This is a genomic window from Amycolatopsis nalaikhensis (genome assembly GCF_030264295.1).
Classification (GTDB): Bacteria; Actinomycetota; Actinomycetes; order Mycobacteriales; family Pseudonocardiaceae; genus Amycolatopsis; species Amycolatopsis nalaikhensis.
On the sequence record NZ_CP127173.1, the window covers coordinates 1141093 to 1160951 of the forward strand.

18 protein-coding genes and 2 pseudogenes are annotated in these 19859 nt (G+C 73.0%); 5 read left to right on the forward strand and 15 right to left on the reverse strand.

What is annotated here, in order from left to right; all coding sequences use genetic code 11:
• The first annotated feature begins 82 nt into the window (after positions 1-82).
• A complete protein-coding gene (locus tag QP939_RS05385; RefSeq protein ID WP_285455430.1) occupies positions 83-637 on the forward strand; it encodes a DUF1062 domain-containing protein in 555 nt (184 codons plus the stop codon).
• On the opposite strand, the pseudogene QP939_RS52165 reads toward QP939_RS05385, so the two are convergent.
• The 10 genes and pseudogenes from QP939_RS52165 to QP939_RS05440 all read right to left on the reverse strand — a co-directional run bounded on the left by QP939_RS52165 (position 621) and on the right by QP939_RS05440 (position 11003).
• A pseudogene (locus tag QP939_RS52165) lies at positions 621-1686 on the reverse strand (MFS transporter). The gene QP939_RS05385 and the pseudogene QP939_RS52165 sit on opposite strands and share 17 nt — an antisense overlap.
• Positions 1687-2068: 382 nt before the next feature.
• The gene (locus tag QP939_RS05400; protein ID WP_285455431.1) at positions 2069-3001 is read right to left on the reverse strand and encodes a GlxA family transcriptional regulator; all 933 of its coding nucleotides are present in this window, start codon (positions 2999-3001) and stop codon (positions 2069-2071) included.
• A 21-nt stretch (positions 3002-3022) separates the two neighbouring features.
• Positions 3023-3589: a TetR/AcrR family transcriptional regulator gene (locus QP939_RS05405; protein ID WP_285455432.1), complete on the reverse strand. Its 567-nt coding sequence runs from the start codon at positions 3587-3589 to the stop codon at positions 3023-3025.
• Positions 3590-3645: 56 nt separating this feature from the next.
• Complete coding sequence (locus QP939_RS05410; RefSeq protein ID WP_285455434.1) at positions 3646-4959, reverse strand: ABC transporter substrate-binding protein; 1314 nt, start codon at positions 4957-4959, stop codon at positions 3646-3648.
• Positions 4946-6022, reverse strand: a complete 1077-nt coding sequence (locus QP939_RS05415) for a branched-chain amino acid ABC transporter permease (RefSeq protein WP_285455436.1) — start codon at positions 6020-6022, stop codon at positions 4946-4948. Before QP939_RS05415 ends, QP939_RS05410 begins: the two co-directional genes overlap by 14 nt.
• Positions 6019-6870, reverse strand: a complete 852-nt coding sequence (locus QP939_RS05420) for a branched-chain amino acid ABC transporter permease (RefSeq protein WP_285455437.1) — start codon at positions 6868-6870, stop codon at positions 6019-6021. Before QP939_RS05420 ends, QP939_RS05415 begins: the two co-directional genes overlap by 4 nt.
• Positions 6871-6898: 28 nt before the next feature.
• Positions 6899-7606 carry an ABC transporter ATP-binding protein gene (locus QP939_RS05425; protein ID WP_285455438.1) on the reverse strand — a complete coding sequence of 236 codons (708 nt, stop codon included), beginning with the start codon at positions 7604-7606 and terminating at the stop codon, positions 6899-6901.
• Positions 7599-8392 (reverse strand): annotated as a pseudogene (locus tag QP939_RS05430) (ABC transporter ATP-binding protein). Before QP939_RS05430 ends, QP939_RS05425 begins: the two are co-directional and overlap by 8 nt.
• A gap of 173 nt (positions 8393-8565) precedes the next feature.
• Complete coding sequence (locus QP939_RS05435; protein ID WP_285455439.1) at positions 8566-9543, reverse strand: ABC transporter substrate-binding protein; 978 nt, start codon at positions 9541-9543, stop codon at positions 8566-8568.
• 509 nt (positions 9544-10052) lie between these two features.
• Positions 10053-11003, reverse strand: coding sequence for a methyltransferase (locus QP939_RS05440; protein WP_285455440.1), 951 nt, complete (start codon positions 11001-11003; stop codon positions 10053-10055).
• Positions 11004-11273: 270 nt separating this feature from the next.
• On the opposite strand from QP939_RS05440, the gene QP939_RS05445 reads away from it, so the two are divergent.
• Positions 11274-11465 carry a hypothetical protein gene (locus QP939_RS05445; protein WP_285455442.1) on the forward strand — a complete coding sequence of 64 codons (192 nt, stop codon included), beginning with the start codon at positions 11274-11276 and terminating at the stop codon, positions 11463-11465.
• On the opposite strand, the gene QP939_RS05450 is transcribed toward QP939_RS05445, so the two are convergent.
• Positions 11399-12028: a thioesterase II family protein gene (locus tag QP939_RS05450; RefSeq protein WP_285455443.1), complete on the reverse strand. Its 630-nt coding sequence runs from the start codon at positions 12026-12028 to the stop codon at positions 11399-11401. The genes QP939_RS05445 and QP939_RS05450 overlap by 67 nt on opposite strands.
• An 85-nt stretch (positions 12029-12113) precedes the next feature.
• Here QP939_RS05450 and QP939_RS05455 point away from each other — a divergent pair, with 85 nt between their 5' ends.
• The 3 genes from QP939_RS05455 to QP939_RS05465 all read left to right on the forward strand — a co-directional run bounded on the left by QP939_RS05455 (position 12114) and on the right by QP939_RS05465 (position 16526).
• Positions 12114-15191, forward strand: coding sequence for an AfsR/SARP family transcriptional regulator (locus QP939_RS05455; protein WP_285455444.1), 3078 nt, complete (start codon positions 12114-12116; stop codon positions 15189-15191).
• Between the two features lie 73 nt (positions 15192-15264).
• The gene (locus tag QP939_RS05460; protein ID WP_285455446.1) at positions 15265-16035 is read left to right on the forward strand and encodes a GntR family transcriptional regulator; all 771 of its coding nucleotides are present in this window, start codon (positions 15265-15267) and stop codon (positions 16033-16035) included.
• Positions 16036-16223: 188 nt separating this feature from the next.
• A complete protein-coding gene (locus QP939_RS05465; protein WP_285455447.1) occupies positions 16224-16526 on the forward strand; it encodes a hypothetical protein in 303 nt (100 codons plus the stop codon).
• 4 nt (positions 16527-16530) lie between these two features.
• Here QP939_RS05465 and QP939_RS05470 read toward each other — a convergent pair whose 3' ends face one another.
• From QP939_RS05470 to QP939_RS05485, 4 genes are read right to left on the reverse strand one after another with little or no spacing between them, the layout of a single operon-like run.
• Complete coding sequence (locus tag QP939_RS05470) at positions 16531-17055, reverse strand: hypothetical protein (RefSeq protein ID WP_285455448.1); 525 nt, start codon at positions 17053-17055, stop codon at positions 16531-16533.
• Entirely contained in the window at positions 16967-17839 is an 873-nt protein-coding gene (locus tag QP939_RS05475; RefSeq protein WP_285455450.1) for a hypothetical protein, read from the reverse strand. Before QP939_RS05475 ends, QP939_RS05470 begins: the two co-directional genes overlap by 89 nt.
• Positions 17836-18228 (reverse strand): PTS sugar transporter subunit IIA, encoded by a 393-nt coding sequence (locus QP939_RS05480; protein ID WP_285455451.1) that lies wholly within the window; start codon positions 18226-18228, stop codon positions 17836-17838. Before QP939_RS05480 ends, QP939_RS05475 begins: the two co-directional genes overlap by 4 nt.
• Positions 18229-18238: 10 nt before the next feature.
• Positions 18239-19855, reverse strand: coding sequence for a PTS system mannose/fructose/sorbose family transporter subunit IID (locus QP939_RS05485; RefSeq protein ID WP_285455452.1), 1617 nt, complete (start codon positions 19853-19855; stop codon positions 18239-18241).
• Between the last annotated feature and the right edge of the window lie 4 nt (positions 19856-19859).

Here is a 19859-nt window from a genome sequence, read left to right on the forward strand (position 1 = left end):
CGAACGCTGAACCGTCGCGCGTCGCGCTTTCCGCGTCGCGCCGCCTTTTGCTGCGGATTTCTCACAGAAACGGTGTCCTGCCGTGCTCGAATCCTGGGTGGTCGTCCCCACCTGCCTTCCGTTCGTCATCCGTCGTTGTCACCGGTGCGCCGCCGAGCGCTTCCGGGTCGACGGAAAGTTCCGCGTCAACGCCCACCACAAGCTCCTCGACATCTGGCTGCTCGCGCTGTGCACCGGCTGCGGGGACACCGTGAAGCTCACGGTCCTCGAGCGGGTGAACGTACGCACGATCCCGCGTGAACTGCTCGACGGCCTGCACGGCAACGATCCCGTGCTGGCGGCCGAGCTGCTGCAAGACCCGGTCGTGCGGCACCGCAACCGCGTCGCCCTCGACTGGGACGGGGCCTGGCGCCTCGACGCCGGCGGGCCGGGGATCCTCGATCGCGAAGTGATCGACGTGGCGGTCCACTTCGCGGCGAGGATCCCGGTCCGGCCGGTGCGCCTGATCGCCGACGGCTGCGGGCTTTCCCGGGCCGAGGTGGCCCGGCTGCTCGACGACGGAAAGCTCGTGTCGGCGGTCCGGCTGAGCGGCAAAGTCTCCGGCGACTTCACCTTCACGCTCAAGCGCGATCGCTAGCCAAGGCGTTCCGCACGAGCCCGGCGACCACCAGCGCCCCGGCGACCAAGGCCGCCGCGACCCAGAACGGGCTCGCGGCGGCCCCGGCGAGCACGGGTCCGGCCGTGGCGCCGACGTTGAGGGCCGCGGTCGCGTACGACCCGGCCATCGTCGGAGCACCGGTCGCCAAGCGGAGGATCCGGGTGATCACCGTCCCGCCCACCGCGAACGACAACCCGCCCTGAACGAACGCGAGCCCGACCAGCGCGACCGGCACCTCGGCCGCCGAGGCCAGCGCGACCCAGCCACCGAGCAGCAGAGGCCCGCCGACCGCGACGACGCGTCCCGGCCACCGGTCCGCGAGCCGCCCGGCCGCGGTGACCCCGGCGAAGCAGCCGACGCCGAACGCGGCGAGCACCACGGGCACGGGGGCGACGCCGTCCGCGACCGGCGCCAGGAAGGTGAAGACGCCGAAGGTGGCGGCGTTGACGAGCGCGCCGAGCAGCAGCACCCCGCCGACCGGCCGGAGTTCGGCGAGCTGCACGGCGCAGGTCGGCCGAGCCGCCGCCCACGGTGTCGGGAATCCGGAGCACCCCGGCGAGCGCGGGCAGGCAAAGCCCGGCGACCACCCAGAACGGCGCACGCCACCCGAGGGCGGCGTCGAGCAGAGCCCCGCCGGGAACCCCGGCGACGCAGGCCAGGGTCGTCCCGCCGAGCAGGACGGCGAGGGCGCGACCGGTGCGTTCCGGCGGCACGAGCGCGGCGGCCGCGCTGAGGGCAACGGCCAGAAACCCGGAGTTGGCGACGGCGGCCACCGACCGCGTCACGAGCAGGACACCGAACGAGGTGGTCACGGCGCCGGCGACGTGCGAGCCGACGAAGACGACCAGGAAGCACAGCAACGCGGTCCGCCGCCGCCAAGTCCGGGCGAGCGCGGCCATCACCGGCGCCCCGACGACCATCCCGGCGGCGAACGCGGAGGTCAGCGAGCCCGCCTGCGCGACGGAGACGTCGAGGGCGGTGGCGATGCCGGGGACGAGCCCGGCGAGCATGAATTCGGAGAGGCCCATGGCGAACACGCCGAGGGCCAGGAGGTACAGGTGCACGAACGGCTCCAGGGATCACGAGATCGACAGGACGATTTCGTGGTCACCCGGTGACCCGGGAGGGTGCGGGAAGTTATCGGGCCGCCGGGTGGACCGACAGCCCGGCCCTGGACGCTTCGGGGCTCGACACGCCCCCGACCCTACCGCCCGCGCGTCTTGAATGAGTCATTCAGGACCTCCCACGCCCTGAATGAGTCATTCAAGACGCCGCCCCGCCGCCCGCCGCAGGTGCCATGGCCGCCCCCGCCGCGCGATGCCGTGGCGGCGCCCGCCGCGAGGTCGCGAATGACTCATTCGAGACCCCAGCGGTCCCCAATGACTCATTCGCGACCCTCCGCCGCGCCGCTCAAGACACTCCACCAGCGCGGAAGCTCGCCCGGTAGGCCTGCGGGCTGGTCCCGACCACCCGCTTGAACCGCTCCCGGAACGCGGTCGGCGACCCGAACCCCACCTCGCCCGCGATCCGGTCCACCGGCGCCCCCGTCGCCTCGAGCAGGTGCTGCGCCCGCCGGACCCGGGCGCGCAGCAGCCACTGCAGCGGCGTCGTTCCCGTCTGCTCGCGGAACCGCCGGTTGAGCGTGCGCGTGCTCATCCCCACCTGGGCCGCGATCCCCGCCAATGTCAGCTCGGACGCGCAGTTCTCCTCGATCCACGCCAGCACCGGTGCCAGTTCGGACCCGCGCGGTGTCGGCGGCGCGTCGTGGACGATGAACTGCGCCTGCCCTCCCTCGCGCTCCAGTGGCATCACCGACAGGCGGGCCGCGTCGGCCGCCGCCGCCGATCCGTGGTCGCGGCGGATCAGGTGCAGGCAAAGGTCCAGCCCGGCCGCCGCGCCCGCCGATGTCAGGAACTGGCCGTTGTCCACGTACAGCACGTCCGGGTCCACCTCGACCGCCGGGTGCCGCCGGGCCAGCTCCGCGGCCGCCGCCCAGTGGGTTGTCGCGCGCAGGCCGTCCAGCAAGCCCGTCGCCGCCAGGATGAACGCGCCCGAGCAGATCGACGCGATCCGCGTGCCACGCTCGGCCGCCGCCCGCAACGCCGCCACCACCGGTGCGGGCACCGGCGGGTTCGCCGAGCGGCCCGGCACGATGATCGTGTCCGCGTCCGCCAGCCCGGTCAGGTCCCACGGCGGCCGCAGCGTGAACGTGCCCGCGTCGACCTCGCCGCCGACCCCGCAGATCCGGACCTCGTAGCCGGGCGTCCGCGCAAACACCTCGATCGGGGTGGCCAGGTCGAACGCCACCACCTGGTCCAGCGCGAGGACGGCCACGATGTGCATGTCCCCACGATAGTCCGTCCACTAAGGACGGAGACTGCGCAGCATCAGGTCCGCGAAGTGCTCGCCGACCTGCTCACCGGACAGCTCGCCGTCGGCGTGGTACCACATGCCGAGGCGGTGGATGGCGCCGAAGTGGTAGTTGATCACCAGGTCGGCGGGGACGTCGTCGCGGAAGACCCCCGCGCGCTGCCCTTCGGCGACCAGGTCCCGCACGCGCTCGTGGTAGGTGCGCCGCTCGGCGCGCACCTGGACCTGCTTGGACTTCTCCAGCAGGGGGAACGACTGGAAGAACACGGTCGCCGCGTCGAGGTCGGCGATGCTGGTCACCACGACGTCGGCGATGATCGCGTGCAGCCGCTCCGGCAGCGGCAGGTCCGACGCCGCGATCGTCTCCATCCGCCGGGTCTGCATCCGCAGCATCGCCGCGTAGATCTCGAACAGCAGGTCGTCTTTGGACTCGAAGTAGTGGTAGAGGCCACCTTTGGTGACACCGGCCGTCTCGACGATCTCGCGGACCGTCGTGGCCTCGAACCCCTTCTCGGCGAACAGGCGCACCGCCGCCCGCACCACCTTGTCCCTGACCGTCATGTCGCCACCCTATTCAAGGGGGCGGGCCGGGCTGCCGCACAGCCCGGCCCGCGACCTCACTTGCTCGCCGGGTCGACCTGCTCGGGGGTGGCGCGTTCCCCGGAGTACGGCGTGATCGCGCCGGTGCCCCGGTCAGTGACCGCCGGCGGCTGGATGACCGTCGTCGTGGTGTCCGGGTTGATCTTGAACACGTACGCGCCGGTGTAGCCGGCGTGCGAGTCCTTCGAGAACCCGAACGGCGTCAGGCCCGGCCCCTTCAGCGCGCCGGAGCTCATCGCGTCGACGAGCTTCTGCCGCGTCGGCTCCGGCCCGGCCGCCTTCAGCGCCTGCGCGAACGTGAACGCCTGCACCATCCCGTACATCACCGTGTTGGTGAACGGCTCCTTCGGGATGTACTTGTCGTGGATGCCCTTGAAGTAGGCGACCCACGGGTCCGACGTCTGCGCGACGTCGGGCAGGTAGCCGGTGCCGATCAGCCCGGACAGCAGCTGCGCGCTCGACACGCTCGCGCCGCCGCGCTTGGCGAAGTCCTGCAGCAGGCCCGAGAGCGTCGCCGGGTCCGCGCCGATGCTGCTGACCACGAACTGCGGGTGGTAGCCGATCTTCGCCGCGGCCAGGATGGACAGCGCGGTGAACGCCGGGATGCACTCGCAGACGACGACCTCGGCCCCGCCCGCCTTGAGCGCCGACAGCTGCGGCGTGACGTCGGTGTTGGCGCTGTCGTAGCCCTGCCGGACGACGGTCTGGTCCTTGACGAACTGGTCGAGCCCGGCCTGCGTGTCGCGGCCGACGTCGTCGTTCTGGGTGAAGTAGCCGATCTTCTTGCCGGCGAAGTTGTCCTTGAGGAACTTGCCCTGGATCTTGCCCTCGCGGGTGTAGTCCACTTGGTACCCGAACGTCATCGGCGCCTGCTTCGGGTTGTCCCAGGCGAGCGCGCCCGAGGACACCAGGACGTCCGGCACGCCCTCGGAGTTCAGGTAGTCGACCACTTTGGAGTGCGTCGGCGTGCCCAGCCCGCCGACGATGGCGAACACCTTGTCCTGCAGGACGAGCTTCTTCACGACCTCGACGGTCTTGGTCGGGTTGTAGCCGTCGTCCTCGACCTTGTAGTCGATCTTCCGGCCGTTGACGCCGCCGGCGTCGTTGATCGACTGGTACACCGCGCGGGCGCCGACGGAGATCTTGCTGTAGCCCGGCGCGGCGGGCCCGGTGAGCGGCTGGTGGGTGCCGATGACGACGGCGTCCTTCGTGACGCCGACCGCGGAGTCGGCGGCCTGCTGGCCACCGCCGTCACTCTCCCCCGCGCCGCCGCACGCGGTCAGCGCCAGGGCGAGGGCGAGGAAACCCGCGCCGTATCTAGTGCTTCTCATGGTTCTCCTTCTTTTCGGCGGATCGGCGGAGCAGCCCGCGCAACCGGTGGACGCCGCCCTGGATGCCGCGCGGGAAGGCGAGCACGACGACGATGAGGATCACGCCGTACACCGCGAGCGGGAGGTTGTTGGCCACGTCGGTGTTCAGGTGCAGGACGTCGGCGAGGTCTTCGGACCAGGCCTGGAAGTACACGAGCGCGACCGCGCCCCACAGCGCGCCCCACAGGGAGCCCAGCCCGCCCAGCACCACGGCCGCCAGCAGGCTGAGCGACAGGGCGGGGGTGAACGAGCCGGGCGCGGCGGTGCCGAGCAGGAACGCCTGCAGGCCACCGGCGAGCCCGCCGCACACCGCGCTGACCAGGAACGCGAGGATCTTCGTGCGGCCGACGGCGATCCCGCTCAGGGAGGCGGCGACCTCGTCGTCGCGGACCGCGCGGAAGTCGCGCCCGAGCCGTCCGCGCACGATGTTCACCACGAGCACCAGCGCGATGAGCACGCTGAGCCAGACGATCCAGGTCTGCCAGCGCAGTTCCGGGACGACGCCGACCACGAAGGACGGTCGACTGTGGACGGTGAAGCTCAACCCGTTGCTGCCGCCCAGGAAGTCCTGGAACCGGCGGGTCAGCGCGGGCAGGCCGACGGCCAGCGCGAGCGTCGCCCCGGCGAGGTACGGCCCGCGCAGCCGGGCCGCGGCCGCCCCGGCCAGCAGCCCGGCCAGCCCGCCGGCGGCGCTGGCCAGCAGCAGGTCGGCCCACAGCGGGAACGACGGCGCGTGCTTCACGAGCAACGCGACCGTGTAGGCGCCGATGAACATGAACGCGCCGTGGCCGAGGGAAACCTGCCCGGTGAGGCCGGTGAGCAGGGTCAGCCCGGCCACCGCGATCAGGTAGTAGCCGATCGTGGCGAGCCGCAGGTTGGTGAACTCGTCGGTGACCAGCGTGAGCAGGATGATCACGACGAACGCGGCCAGCGCCGCCAGCGCGTGCAGCAGCAGCGGCGGCAGCGTCCGCTTCTTGGCCGGGGTTTTCACGCCGGTTTCGGGCAGGCTCGTGCGCACGGTCATACCCGCCTCACCTTCGCCCGGCCGAACAGGCCGCTCGGCCGGAACGTCAGCACCACCACGAGGATCGCGAGCGCGGCGATCGTCACCATCTCCGGTCCCAGGTAGCCGGACACATAGGACAGTCCGATGCCGAGGACGAACCCGCCCGCGATGGTGCCCAGCGGGTTGTCGAGGCCGCCGAGCACGGCGGCGGTGAGCGCGTAGACGAAGACGCCGTCCAGCACGTTCGGGAACAGGAACGGCGGCGTGGCCAGCAATCCCGCCAGCGAGCCGACGGCCGCGGCCATCCCCCAGCCGACGGTGAGCATCAGCCCGACCCGCACGCCGAGGGTGCGCGCCACGTCCGGCGCGAACGCCGCCGCGCGCATCCGCAGGCCCAGCGGCGTGTACTTGAACACCACCAGTACGAGCGCGGCGATGGCCAGGACCACAAGCACGACGAACAGGTCGTTGGTGGAGAACCGGCCGCGGAAGTCGAAGGCGTAGGGGAACGCGAGCGGCTCGTTGGACCAGATCATGCCCGCGATCGCCTGCAGCACCAGCAGAAGCCCGAGCGTGACGATGATCGAGCTCAGCTCGGAGCGGTGCCGCAGCGGCCGGATCAGCAGCCGTTCGGTGGCGACGCCGAGCACGGTACCGGCGACGATCGCGACGGCGAACCCGAGCCAGTAGCTGCCCGACGCCTTCGTCACCGAGTACGCGAGGTACGTCGAGATCAGGGCGAGGGCGGGCTGGGCGAAGTTCACCACCCGGGTGGCCCGGTAGATGATGACCAGCGCGAGCCCGAGCGCCGCGTACACCGCGCCGGCGGAGATCCCGCCGAGGGTCAGGTCGAAGAAGTCCTGCATACCGGACCGTTCACCTCCTGTGGGTGGGTCAGAAACCGAGGTAGGCGTGGCGGAGGCCGTCGTCGGCCAGCAGTTCCGCCGCGGTGTCGACCGCGACCACGCTGCCGAGCGCCAGGACGTACCCGTTGTCGGCGATGGACAGCGCGCTGTGCGCGTTCTGCTCGACGAGCACCACGGTGAGCCCGGTCGAGGCCCGCAGGTCGCGCAGGATGCCCATGATCCGGGCGGTGATCAGCGGCGCGAGCCCCAGCGACGGCTCGTCCAGCAGCAGCAGTTCGGGCCGGCTCATCAGGGCCCGGCCGATGGCCAGCATCTGCCGCTCGCCGCCCGAGAGCGTCGACGCGGGTTTCGCCGAACGTTCTTCCAGTGGCGGGAAAAGCTCGTACATCTCGCGCCGGGCGGCTGCGCGGTCGGCGCGGTCCCGCCGCCACAGCGCGCCCAGCCGGAGGTTCTCGTCGACGGTCAGCTCGGTGATGACGCCGCCGCCCTCGGGCACGTGCGCGACTCCGCCGCGCGCGATGCGGTCCGGCGCGAGCCCGGTCAGTTCCCGGCCGTCCCAGGTGATCCGGCCGCCGCGGGCGGACTGCAGGCCGCTGATCGTGCGCAGCAGCGTCGTCTTCCCGGCGCCGTTCGCGCCGAGGACGGCGGTGATCCCGCCGCGCTCGACCGTCAAGCCGACGCCGTCGAGCGCGCGGACGGCGCCGTAGGCCACGGAAAGCTCTTCGATCTCAAGCACCGGGCGCCTCCTCGGCGGGGTCGCCGAGGTAGGCCTCGGCCACGCGGGGGTCGGCCTGGATCTCGGCCGGGGACCCGGTCGCGATCACCTCGCCGAAGTTCAGCACCACCACGCGGTCGCAGACCTGCATGACCAGGTCCATGTGGTGTTCGACGAGCACGACCGCCATGTGCCGCCGCAGCGACAGGATCAACGTCGAGAAGCTCGACGAGCTCGGCCGACGAGAGCCCGCTCGCGGGTTCGTCGAGCAGCAGCAGATCGGGTTCCGCCACCAGTGCCCTGGCCAGTGCGACGCGTTTGCGGACGCCATAAGGCAGGACGCCGGGCAGCCGGTCGGCGAGGTCGGCGATGCCGAGCTTCTCCCAGCGTCGCGCGGGCCCGCTCGGTCAGGTCGGCTTCGTCGCGGGCCGCGCGCCCGGCACCGACCAGGGCCGGGACGGCGCCGGTGCGGGCGTGCCGGCCCGCCCCGGCGAGCACGTTCTCCAGCACGGTCAACCCGGCGAACAGGCCGAGCCCCTGCAGGGTGCGGACGATCCCGAGCCGGGCGAGGTGTTCGGGGCGGTGGCGCACGAGCGGCTCGCCGCGCCACAGCACCCGGCCGGACTGGGGCCGCACGAACCCGCAGATGGCGTTGAACAGCGTCGTCTTGCCCGCGCCGTTGGGCCCGATGACCCCGACGACGGTGCCGTCGCCGACGCTCAGCCGGACGTCGTGCAGCGCGGTGAGGCCGCCGAAGCGCACGGTGAGGCCGTCGACCACGAGCAGGTCCTCACCAAGAAGCGTCATCGTTGACTCCTCCGCGTCTCACCATGTGGACCGGCACGTACCGCGCGGTCGGTATGAAGAGGGTGGGGTGCGGCGCCGGTCGTGTCAAGGTGCGAACCGGAGATACCGGAAAACGGCGAAGGGCGGGTGCGCTCGTTCGCGCACCCGCCCTTCGCCGCGGCTCGTCGCCCGCGTCAGCCGGTACTGGCCTGCGGGGCGATCATCGACGAAGCGTCGATTTTGGTCTGGACGACTCCCAGCTGCTGCAACAGGTCCGGCACCCGCTGGATGCGGCGGGCGTCCAGAGTGGACCCGAACGCCGGCATCACCATCAGGCTCGCGATGTCCTGGTCGACCCGGGCGTTGCGGACGACGAGCGGCTCGATCCGGGCGCGGTCCACCGCGGCGCGCGTCGCGTTGAGCATCGCCCGCTGGAACGCGCGCATCGTCTTCGGGTGGTCCTGCACCCACTTCGCGGTGGCGCCGTAGCCGGTGAGCGGGAAGGCCTGGGTGCTGCCGCTGGCGGCGTCGATCACCGGGTACGCGCCGGCGATCTTGGCGGACTGGGTGAGGAACGGTTCGGGCTGGTAGGCCGCGTCGACCCGGCCCTGCGCGAGCGCCGTACCCATCTCCGGCAGCGGCATCGGGACCCACTCGACCTTCTCGGTGTCGATGCCGTGGTCGCGCATCACCGACCGGGTCAGCACGTCGGAGGCGGCGTTCTTCGAGCTGATCGCGATCCGCTTGCCGCCGAGGTCCTTGACGGTCTTCACCGGCGAGTTCGGCACGGTGACGACCTCGTTGCTGCGCGGGCTCGCCGAAGTGGCGTCGGCGATCAGCTTCAGGTCCGCGGAACCACTGCTCTTCGCCAGGAAGAACAGCGTGTAGGTGGACAGCGCGATGTCGTCCTTGCCGCTGGTCATCCGGGTGAGGGTGTCCTGGCCGCTGGCGCCGACGTCGGTCTGCACCTCGAGGCCCTCGGCCTTGAAGTACCCGCCCTCCTGGGCCAGCCAGAGGGTGGCGAGGTCGACGGTGGTCAGGATGGCCACCCGGATCGACGCCTTCTCCACTCCCCCACCGCCCGAGGACCCGCTCGGCTGGCTGCAACCGCTCAGCACGGCCGCGGCGAGGGCGAGCGCGGCCCACCGGCGCCTCGGGGCGCGTCCGATCATGCCACTCCTCGGAAAAGAATCTTGGAAACCCGGAAACCGGCCCGTCGAGCCGCGGTTCGCCGGACTGTAGATGACGATTTCCGGGTCCGCAAACACGTTCTCCGGCCACCACGAAGGGCGGGTCAGCAGAAACAAACCAACTCCCGGGGTGATCGCATCACAGCAGGTCGCGGCCGTACGCCGGCTACTCACCCATTCTTTCAGCGGCAACCGCCGGACGGAATTTCACTCCGGTTCTTTCCTCGAAAATCGGAATTCGATTTTGGTTTCGAATCGCGGTCGCGGCTTGACCTGCGACGACCACCCGGCGGGGCCGAACGGACGAAGGCCGGACGAGCCGATCGGAGCAGTCGGCACGACCCGGTTCGGCCAGTGCGGCGGCGCATTCCGTCGGCCGCGGCCGACGCCGCCGCAGGGCGGCGGACGCCGGAAAGTTTCACCCGGCTTCCCGCCCCGGTCGCCGTTGCCCGTCCACTTCGGACAGTCGCGGCGGCGGACCAGGCGCTCCCTTAGGCGGTTGCCCGGCGGAACTCCAGGACACACCGGTCGGCGGCCAGGTCGACGACGGCGTCGAGGACCAGGCCGTGTGGTTCGGCCAGCGCGCGGAACTCCTCGACCCGGCGTTCACGGCCGCCGAAGATGACGAGCATGGCCAGGTCGATCGCGGTGCTCGCCCGCCGCCCGCCGACCGGTTCGACGACGAGGATCCGGCCGTCCGGCGGCGCGGCTTCGACGCAGCGGGCCAGGATGCGGTGAGCGTGCTCGTCGTCCCAGTCGTGCAGGATGTCGCTCAGCAGGTAGGCGTCCGCGCCCGGCGGCAGCGGGTCGAAGAAGCTGCCCGCGATCGTTTCGACGCGGTCACCGAGCCCGGGCGGCGGCGCCAGGTCGACGAGCGTGCCCCGCGTCCCCGGACAGGCGGCGAGGATCGCGGTCAGGAGCGTCCCGGTGCCCCCGCCGACGTCGACGACGGTGGCGAACCGGCCCCAGTCGTACCCGGCGACGATCCCCGGGATCTGGTCGCGGAACCGGAGGTCCATCTGCTTGTCGAAGGACGCGCGCAGGGTCGGGTGCGCGGCGAGGTCGGCCCAGAAGTCCTGCCCGTACCGGCGCCGGTAACCGCTTTCTCCGGTGGTGATGCTGTGCAGCAGCTCGACGAACGCCAGTTCGGCGCGGCCACCGGCGGTGTCCAGGCGCAGGAGGACCGTCGCCAGGCTCTCGCCGCAGAGTTCTCGGCCGCGGTCGGCGGTCCGGTAGCCGTCCCCGGTCGGTTCGAAGAAACCGAGGCTGGTGAGGTGGGCGAGGAGAAGTTCGAGCGGAACCGCGGCGACGTCGAGTTCGGCGGCCAGCTCCTCGGCGGTGGCCGCGCGGCCGAGGAGCCGGTCGGGCAGGCCGAGGGTCACCGCCACCCGGATCGCCATCGGTGTCGCCAGCCCGGCCAGGTCCAGGATTTCGTGCCCCATGGCTCGATCCTGTCAGCCGCAGCGCACGAAGTCCCGCCCAAGCGCCCCAAGGCGGCCTTGGTTGCGTCTCACGCACCGAAGGCCGCCTTGGGTGCGTCTGACGCACCGAAGGCCACATTGGGGCGCTCGGGACCGGACCGACCGCCGCCGCGTGCTCCACAAAGGACCTTCCGGTGCGTAGCCGTCCGGTCACCTGCGGCAAAGGGAAGCGGATTGGAAGCCGGGTCGGGCAGGATCAGCCCGCACACGCAAGGAAAGAGGAGTCGAAACATGAGAGCCGGGGCAATCAAGGCCGTCATCGGCACGGCGTTCCTGGGGGTCGTCGTCCTCGCACCCGCCGCGCAGGCGGCCGACCTCGAGTACCACCCCTCCGTCGTCACCATCGGCGGCGGGCCCTACATCGGCGACTCGGCCACGTCCGCGCCCGCCGCCGGGGCACCCGCCAGCGCGGAGATCAGGTAACCCGCCCGCAGGACGGCGTCGCGCAGCAGCGCGGCGCTGTCCCGCGCCCGCGCCGGGGTGAGCACGAACCCGGCGTTCGTGTGGTCGCCCCAGCCGGTCATCACGTGCGGCTCGCCGAAGCCGCGGATCGGGCACGGCAGCGGCGGCGCCACCGGCACGTGCCCGTCGCTGACCAGCAGGCTCACGTCCGCGCGGTCCGCCTGGACCGGCACCGACCGCGCGGCCCGGTCGGGCGGGGCCTGGTGCGCCACGACGAGTGCCCGCGGGACCCCCAGTCCCGCGGCCACCCGCCGCTGCGCGAGCCGGTAGGCCACCAGCGCGCCGAGCCCCGCGCCGAACAGCACGTACGGCCGGGTCAGCACCCCCGCGAGCTCCGCGGCCAGCGACTCGACGAGCAGCCACATGTCCCGGTACGGGTGCTCGTGCCGCCGCTCCCCCCGGCCCGGCAGCTCGACCACGTGCACCGCGATCCGCGGATCGCGCCAGGCCCGGTACCGGCCCGCCGCCTCCCCGGCGTCCGGGAAGCAGACGAACAACATGCGCTCGGCGTCGTCGGTGTCCACCCGTGGCCGTCCTTCCCTCTCGCCCGCCATTAGGCTCGCCCGGAGCACTTCCGTTCCGCTTCGGTCCGCCTTCTGGGGGCAACACGTGCGCTACCGCCTGCTCGGGCCGGTCACGGTCCTCGGCGACACGGGCGCGGTCCGGCCAGGTGGCCAGAAGCAGACGTCCGTGCTGGCCGCGCTGCTGCTCAACGCGAACCGGGTGGTCGCCGAAGACCGGCTGATCGACCTGACCTGGGGCGAAGACGCGCCGCCGAGCGTCCGCGGGCGGCTGCAGGTGCACATCTCCGAACTGCGGAAGCTGCTCGGCCGCGACGTCATCGTCCGGCGCGCGCCCGGCTACCTGATCGAGGTGGCTCCCGGTGACCGGGACCTCGACGTCTTCGCCGACGAAGTCGCCAAGGCCAGAGCCACCTCCGGGCCGGAAGCCGTCGCGCACCTGCGGGCCGCGCTGGCGCTCTGGGAAGGCACGCCGCTGGGCGGGGTCAGCGAAGCGCTCGCCGAGCACGAGGGCCCAGCGCTGGCCGAACGTCGGCTCGTCGTGCTGGAGGAGCTGTACGAGCAGGAGCTGGCGTCCGGGCGGCACGGCGACGTCGTCGGCGAGCTGCGGCGGCTCGTCGACGAACACCCGTTCCGCGAACGGCTGCGCGGCGCGCTGATGCTCGCCCTGCACCGCTGCGGCCGCACCCCGGAAGCCCTCGAGACGTACACCCGGGCGCACGACCTGCTGGTCGACGAGCTCGGCATCGAACCCGGCCAGGCCCTGCAGGACCTGCGGCTGCGGATCCTGCGCGGCGAGGGGGAACCGGCGCCGGCGCCCGTCGCGCCGCGGCCCGCCGAACTGCCGCTCGACGTCCGGGGGTTCGCCGGCCGCGCCCCGGAGCTGGCCGCGCTCGACGAACCCGGCGACGTCTGGGTGATCACCGGCACCGCGGGTGTCGGCAAGACCGCGCTCGCCGTGCACTGGGCCCACACCGCGCGGGCCCGCTACCCCGACGGCCAGCTGTACGTGAACCTGCGCGGCTTCGACGCCGACGACGAGCCGCTCACCCCCGCCGCCGCGCTCGCCCAGCTGCTGCGCACCCTCGGCGTCGACCTGCGCGACGTGCCGCCGGGCCTCGACGACCAGAGCAAGCTCTACCGCTCGCTGCTGGCCGACCGCGAGGCGCTGGTCGTGCTCGACAACGCCCGCGACACGGCGCAGGTGCTGCCGCTGCTGCCGTCGTCGGGCCGGGTGCTGGTGACCAGCCGCCACCGGCTCGACGAGCTCGTCGCCCGCACCGGCGCGCGCTCGCTCGGGCTGGGCCAGCTCCGCGAGGACGATTCACGAGCGCTGCTGACCGCGTTGCTCGGCGAGCGGACCACCGCCGAACCCGACGCGGCCGACGAGCTGGCCCGGCTCTGCGGGCACCACCCGCTGGCCCTGCGGATCGCCGCGGCGAACACCGGGGTCGCCAGCATCGGCGAGCTCGTCGACGAGCTGCGCGGCGACCCGCTGGCCCAGCTCGGCTTCGACGGCGCGGAGGAAAGTGCCGTCGCGAAGGCGTTCTCGGTCTCCTACCAGGCCTTGCCGCCGGAGCTGCGGCACGCGTTCCGGCTGCTCGCGCTGGTGCCCGGCGCCGACTTCACGCCGATGGCCGCCGCCGCACTGCTCGACGTGCCGCCGCCGGAGGCGACCCGGCGGCTGCGCGGCCTGGCCGCGGCGAACCTGCTGGAGGCGCACGCGCCCCGCCGCTACCGGTTCCACGACCTCGCCCGCCGCTACGCCGAGCGGTGCGTCCGCGCCGACGAGGACGAAGCCGCCCGCGAGCGGGCCTGGGAACGGCTGTTCACCGGTTACTGCGCGGCCGCGGACGCCGCCGTCGCGCTGCTGGGCGCGCGGATCGTGACGCTGCCCCGCGAAGACGCGCCGACGGCGCCGAGCCCGATCGCCTTCAGCGACGCCGCCGAAGCCGTCGCCTGGCTGGACGTCGAGGTGCCGAACCTGGCGGCCGCGCTACGGCAGGCCGCGACCCGCGGGCCGTACCCGGGCGCGTGGTACCTCGCCGACGCGCTGCGGCGGTTCTTCCACGACCACGGGCGCCGCGCGGAGTGGCTGGAGCTGGCCCCGATCGTGCTGGAGGCGGCGCGGGACCACGGCGCGCAGCCCGCGGAGGCACTGGTCCACCTGTCGATCGGCGGGGCGTACTTCCGCGAAGGCCAGCACGAGGCGGGCATCCGGCACTCGGAGAAGGCGGTGCTCGCCAGCCGGGCGTGCGGGTGGCGCGAGTGCGAGGCGACGGCCGTCGCGAACCTCGGCGCGATGCTGGAGTGGACCGGGCGGCTGTCGGAGGCCGTCGAGCACAGCCGTCGCGCGATCCAGCTGTTCCGCGAGCTGGCCAACCGGTCGGGCGAGGCGCTCGCGCTGAACTCGCTGAGCTGCCACTACCGGCAGCTGGGGCGGCTGGAGCAGGCCGAGGACTGCCTGTACGAGGCGGTGGCGTTGTGCCGCAAGGAAAAGCTCGTGTTCTGGGAGGCGGCGAACCTCGCTGACCTCGGCGGGGTGCTGCTGGCGACGGGACGCCTCGACGAGGCGGCCGAAGCCGTCGACCAGGCGCGGCGGGAGTTCCGCGAGCTGGGCTCGAGCTTCGGCGAGGCGACGGCGTTGAACGTGCTGAGCGCGTTGCACACGGCCCGCGGCGACCACGGCCCGGCGGCCCGCACGGCGGAGGAAGCCTTGGACCTGGTCCGCCGGGACGGCGACCGCCAGGTGGAGGCGGCGGCGTTGATCGTCCTCGGCCGGGCGGCGGAGGCGGGTGGCGACCTGGCCGTGGCGGAGCGCGTCCTGCGGGAGGCGCGGGAGCTGGCGGCGGAGTCGGGGCTGCGCGGTCAGCTGGCCGAGGCGTCGGCGACGCTGGCGGGAGTGCTGGCGGTGAGCGGCCGCGTCACGGAGGCGGGCGAGCACGCGCGGGCGGCGTTGGACGCGGCCCGCGCGGGCGGCTTCCGGCTGCTGGAGGCGCAGGCGCTGCTGGGCTTGGCCGCGGTGGAGGCGGCGGCGGGCCGGTCGACGCTGGCCACGGGGACGGCCCGCGAGTCGAAGGCGCTGTACACGGCGGTCGGGCACGTCACGGGGACGGCGCTCGCGGACCGGTTTCTCGAGGAGCTGGCCACCCGCGCGACGGGCTGACCCGGCCCCGCCCCCGATCGCCGAGCCGGGCGCGGGTGTTACCTCTCCCCGTGCGGCGCGACATACTTGAGCCATGCCTCGTCCCAAGCACGTCCCCGCGAGCGATCTCCGCCTCCCGGACGCACTCGAGCCGGGGCGGCCGAAAGGCGACCAGCTCCGCGAGATCCTCGAAAGCGTCGCGACGGAGGCCGGCCCCGGCAGGCTGATGCCGTCGGAGCGGTTCCTCGCCGAGCACTTCCAGGTCGCCCGCGGCACGGTCCGCCAGGAGATCAATCGCCTGGTCGCCGACGGCGTCCTCTACCGCCAGCACGGCACGGCGACGTTCACCGCCCAGCGCCAGGCCGCGCACATCGACATGCTGACCTCGTTCACCGAGGACATGCAGGCCCGCGGCGTCGTCCCCAAGACGAAGGTGCTGCACGCGGAGGTGGAGAGCGCGGGCCCCCGCATCGCGGGACGGCTGAACGTCCCGCCGGGGGCGAAGGTGTTCCGGCTGGAGCGGCTGCGCTACGTCGAGGACGAGCCGTTCGCCGTCGAACGCACCAACCTGTCGGTCGACCGGTTCCCGGACATCGAGCTCTTCGACTGGGAGACGCAGTCCCTGCACCGCACGCTGGAGGAGCGCTGGGGCGTCCACGCGGAGTGGAACGACACGGCGATCTCGGCGGTGCTCCCCACCAGCCAGGACGCCGACCTGCTCGGCATCGAGCCGACCCAGCCGTGCCTGATCATCGAGGGCACGCTGCACGACCAGAGCGGCGGGGTGATCGAAGCGGGCCGGTCGCTGTACCGCGCGGACCGCTACACGGTCTTCACGCAGGCGAGGCGCAACCCGGCAACCTGAGGGGCCCGACGCGCGTGCTCGTGAGTGTTCAGGGCGGTTCTAACCGCCCTGAACACTCACGACCGGCGGGAGGGGGCGCGGTGCCGGGCTCGTCGGCGGTGCTGGCGGCCTGGTCAGCCCGCCGACCCCGAGCGAAGGGACCGCGGCCTCGCCCTGCCCCACGCCCGCGGCGGCCGCCGGTCGACGACGTGGTGCCGCCCGAGGCCAAGGTGCACCGGTGGCTGGCGCTGGCCGCCATCCTGCTCGCCGGCGCCTGCCTGTCCGTGTGGTCCGCCCACCAGGAGCGGCTCGGCACCGGGGCCCTGATCTCGATGCTCGGCTTCGGCGCGATCGGCGTGGTGCTGTGGGCGGTCGCCTGGCGATCGACCCCGCTGCGAGGCGAGGTGAACCCGTCGCCGTCGGCGGTCTTCGTGCTGACCGGCATCGGCCTGCTCGCGTCCTGCGTGCTCGGCTTCGGCTTTCCCCTCCGCACTCCGCGGGACACCGACTGACGCGTCACCGCCGCGCGTGCGTCCGCAGCAGCTCCAGGCAGTGCGCCACCAGCACGTCCCCGGCGTCGGCCCCGAAGAGCGTCACGTACGACTCGTAAACGCCGTCGCGGTGCCCGTCGGCGTCCGGCAGGTACCCGAGGTACCCGTCGGTGTACCCGATCACCCGCGTGTGCCGGAACGGGCTGCCCCGCCGGATCCGCAGCCCCAGCGAAGCGAACAGCTCGAACGGCGTGTGCAGCCACGCCACCTCGCCCAGTGACACGACGCTGACCGGCACCCGCGCGCAGCCCGTCGGCCGGTCGCTGGCCGCCATCGCCGCGAGCATCGCGCACCCCTCGTAGCGCGTCCGGGCGATGCGGACCGCCGGGTGGTCCTCGCCGTGGCCGGCCAGCTCGCGCCGCCACTCGGCCTCGGCCGCGCCGCGCAGCGCCAGACTGTCCTCAATGGACGGTACGTCGCGGTAGGGCAGCCGCAGCTCCGACCGCGACAGCCGGACCGGGCCGATCTCCGCCGACGGCGAGGGCGACACGGCCGCCAGCGTGCGGGCGATCGACGTCGCCAGGTGGCCGCCCAGTGCCCGCACCTCGTCGTGGTCGCGGCCGCGGCGGACGAACCGGGAAGCTCGCGTCGCCCGCCGCGCCCTGCAGGAACGCCGCCACCGGTCGGCCGACCAGCGCCGCCAGCTCGCGGCGGGTCGCGCCCGGCCAGTCCGCCGACCACGCCAGGTTGTCCGGGCCGAGCACCGTCGGGTGGCTCGCGTAGTCGAACAGCAGCGCCGCCGGCGTGCCGTCGTCGCGGCGCAGCTCGAGCACGCCGAACGACGTGTCGTGCGGCCCATCCGGCCGGTACCGGTTGCCGCCCACCGCTTCGGTCGAGCCCGCGTGCCAGCGCGCCCGCACCCGGCCGCGGCCCGCGCGCAACCGCAGCGCCGCGCCGGTCACCTTCTCCGCCATGCCGCCGACGAGCCCGGCGTCGCGCCGCCCCGGCAGCCCCGGGTGCAGCTGGCCGGTCCAGCCCTCGGGCCCGGAATGCGTGTGCGACGCGCAGACGAGCACCCGCTCCGGGTCGATGCCGACCGCGGCGGCCACGGCGTCGGCGAGCGTGCGGGTCAGCCCGGCGTCGACGGCGAGCGCGTCCAGCGCCACCCACAGCACCCCTGGATCGTCCTCTGTGGACAGCCAGATCAGCGACGCCTCGAGGTCGTCGTGCGTGCCGGTCGCGACGCCGTCGCGAGCCAGGTAACCGCCGAGCGGGTGCCCCGGTCCCGGGGTGATCCGGACGTCTTGCGCGGCCAGCAGGAGCGGGGCGGTCACCAGGTGGATTCCAGGACGTCGACGACGCCGTCGCGGCCGGCGGCGCGGGCCACGCCGGCGAGCTCGGAGACGTCGTCGGTGGTGTGCAGCAGGACCTCCAGCAGCATCGGCAGGTTCAGCCCCGACACCAGTTCGATGCGCGGCCGCCCGGCGACGGCGAGCGCGCGGACGGCGTTGAACGGCGAACCGCCGTGCAGGTCGGCCAGCACGAGCAGCTCGGCGGCGTCGCCGGCCAGCGCGAGCAGCCGGACGCCGAACTCCTCCGGGCTGTCGCGCGGGCTCAGCTCGCAGACCTTCAGCCGGGACTGCGGGCCGAGGATCATCTCGGCGGCCTCCCCGACGCCGGACGGCAGACCGCCGTGCCCGGCCAGGATGATCGGGACGCTCATGGCGCTTCTCCTAACTCTTCGCCGGGGCCGACGGCGCGAACCAGCCGAGCCACCCCAGGACGACCCCGGCGACGACGACTATGCCGATCACCCAGACCGGCCGCAGCCTGGCCTTGACCGTCAGCAGGTACACCCCGGCCGTGACCAGCACCGGCAGCAGGAACGGCACGAGCTCGTCGAGCCGGTCCTGGATCGCCACCGACTGGGTCACGGCCTGCCCCTGGACCGTGGTGGTCTGCCGGTAGGTCAGCGTGGTGACGACCTTGACGATCGACGGGATGAACCCGCCGAGCACGACGAACCCGAGCACGGTCGCCCCCTGCGCGACGCGGGCGAGCGCGCCGGCGGCGAGGTGCCCGGCCAGCCGTTTCCCTTCCCGGTAGGCGAACCCGAACTGCCAGCGCCGCACGAGCGCGTACGGCACGAGCACCATCACCGCGGCGAAGGCCGGGCCGAGCCAGTTGCCCTGCAGCGCCCACGACGCGCCCATGGTGAAGACGATGCTGTTGTACAGCGCGAAGACGACGGTGTCGCCGATCCCGGCCAGCGGGCCCATCAGCGCGACCTTGGTGCTCGCGGCCGACTTCGGCGTCCCGGCCTCCTCCAGCGCGACGCTGGAGCCGAGGATCAGCGGCCCGCCGATGAGCACCGACGTGTTGAAGAACTGCAGGTGCCGCTGCAGCCCGGCGACGTAGTCGGCCTTGTCCGGGTAGAGCCGCCGCAGCACCGGCTCCATCGAGTAGGCGAACCCGAGCGCCTGCATCCGTTCGTAGTTCCAGGAGATCTGGCTCGACCAGAAGTACCGGCGGAACACCCGCCGCAGGTCCTGTTTGGTCAGCCGGGAGTCCACTGTGGATTCTTCGGCCGTCTCGGGCACGGCGAGCACGGGCTCGTCGCGCTTGAGCGTCACGAACAGCATCGCGACCGCGACGCCGACGAGCGCGATCCCCAGCACCGGCAGGTGCAGGTAGGCGAACCCGACGAACCCGATCAGCAGCAGGTACCAGTACTTCGACAGCTCCATCATGCCGAGCAGCAGCGCGAAGCCGACCGCGGGCAGCAGCGACCCGGCGAGCGTCATGCCCTGCACGAACCCGGTGGGGATGCTCGCGGTGATGTCCTTGACCAGCCCGCCGGACGCGGCCAGCGCGGCGAGGAACGTCGGGATCGCGCGCACCGCGGCCCACGGGACCAGGCTGACCCAGTGGATCCGCGCCAGGCCGCGGGCGTTGCCGTCGGCGGCGTAGCCGTCGGCGCGGTGCACCAATGCGGTGGTGACCATCTTGCCGACCGGGTCGAGCGCGGCCAGCAGGATCGCGGCGGGCAGCCCGACCCCGATCCCGATCGCGACCTGCGCGGACACGTCACCGGCGGCGCCCGCGGCCAGCGCGGTGCCGACGATCGCGCCGGTCTGGTAGTCCGGGATCGTCGCGCCGCCGTAGGTGTAGACGCCGAGCGCGGCCAGCTCCAGCGTCGCGCCGATCAGCAGACCGAGCAGCGGGTGCCCGGTGATCAGCCCGGCCACCGAACCGGCGATCAGCGGGCGCTGGGCGTAGATGAGGAACGGGCCGAGCCCGTCGTAGGTGCAGTAGATCGCCCACAGGGTCAGGGCCAGCGCGACGAGCATGCTC